Origin of the sequence: Brachyspira aalborgi (assembly GCF_008016455.1) — a bacterium.
In the GTDB taxonomy this organism is placed as follows: domain Bacteria; phylum Spirochaetota; class Brachyspiria; order Brachyspirales; family Brachyspiraceae; genus Brachyspira; species Brachyspira aalborgi.
Window position 1 is genome coordinate 1 of the sequence record NZ_SAXU01000005.1, and the last position, 1,550, is coordinate 1,550.

A 1,550-nucleotide genomic window follows, 5' to 3' on the forward strand; every position below is an offset into this window, starting at 1 on the left:
AAATAAATAAAATTATGATTGAATTTAAATTATGAAAGTTAATTTTATAAAATTAAATAACATTATTACATATGAATATAAAAATTGTAAATTTAATTAAAATCTTTTCTTATTACTTCTATTGGAACAGGGTTTATTTCATTGCCTTGAGTAAACCAAAAATAGCTATTTTTATGAAATCCAACTATTGCATTACCAGATATTTCACCATAATAATTTAATACTTCTTTTATTAAACTATTTATTTCTTCATCTTCAATATCTGGTATATTGCTATATTTTTTATCAAACCTTATATTACCACTCCTATATTCATTTTCTAAAGTCAAAAAAACAGGATTTGCATACATACAAACAGGTAATTCGTCAAATAGAAGATAATTATTTCTTTTCAAATATTTACCATCTATAATATATAACAAATAATGTATTTTTTGCATTTTTAAATCATTGCTCATACCGTATAAATAATTATTATCTAAACAGTAATTTATTATTAATTTTGCAAAATTAATAAGTTTAAAGTTTTTTTCTTCTAAAAAAATATTTCCACCTTCTTCAAGTCGTATTTTAACGGCTTCTTCGGAAACTTCAAATAGAGATGCCATTTGAGAAATATTTTTATCTTCATTTATGTATAACATTACAAATTTTACTGGCATTAATATTTCAGAAGCCAATCTATTTGCCTGTTTTTCCAATACATTTGAAAGTCTACTTCGATACATAGCGTTATCGGTTAAATTATTTCCTATTTTATCCTTATGCAATATATAATGAGCTATTTCATGAGCTATTGTAAATCTTTGTCTATTCCTGTTATCTTCGCTATTAACATATATGACATATTTTTTATCTTCTTTCAAAATCGCTCCAGATATTCCAGACATAGTGCTTTTATATACTTTTATATCTAAATCATTGGCTATATCTGTTATTTTTACAGGAGTTTTTTGCTGATGTTTATCTATAATTTCTAAATATTTATTTTCTATCATAGGTTGTCAATCTCCCCTTCTATTTTATGATTATCAAGTTCGCTTATATTCGTTTTGCTATTAATATTTATATTATTATTAAAAGCTTCTTTTAATTTTTTCTCATGCTCGCTAATAGATTGGGTATGTTCTTTTAATTTATTATCAACTTCCTTTAATTTATCTTGAGTAGATTTAAAATTAATAAAGGCAAACAAAGCTATAAATATAGCTCCAAATCCTATTATAGTTTGTAATATTCCAATATTTATTGATAATAAAGAAATAATGTCATAATTATGAGCTTGGAATATATTAAAAATCGGGAATAAACCTAATATAAGAACGGTTGCTATTATAACTCCTATTACAAATATACCTATATATTTAACTATAGACATAAAATATCATACCTCTTATTTCTTAATATTATAAGAATTTCAAATTTATATCAATATCATTAAGTAAATTTATTTTAAGAATATACTAATGAATTATGCATTGTTATAATATTGACATAATAAATTTGACATTTTTATTTTTATGGTTTATAATTGCTTATAATAGTTTTCG

Annotated in this window: 2 protein-coding genes; both read right to left on the reverse strand. The window is 22.3% G+C overall.

Going from position 1 to position 1,550, the window contains the following annotated elements; genetic code table 11:
- Positions 1 to 92: 92 nt before the first annotated feature.
- Positions 93 to 998: an ImmA/IrrE family metallo-endopeptidase gene (locus EPJ79_RS11430; protein ID WP_147739656.1), complete on the reverse strand. Its 906-nt coding sequence runs from the start codon at positions 996 to 998 to the stop codon at positions 93 to 95.
- A complete protein-coding gene (locus EPJ79_RS11435) occupies positions 995 to 1,378 on the reverse strand; it encodes a hypothetical protein (RefSeq protein ID WP_147739657.1) in 384 nt (127 codons plus the stop codon). Before EPJ79_RS11435 ends, EPJ79_RS11430 begins: the two co-directional genes overlap by 4 nt.
- Between the last annotated feature and the right edge of the window lie 172 nt (positions 1,379 to 1,550).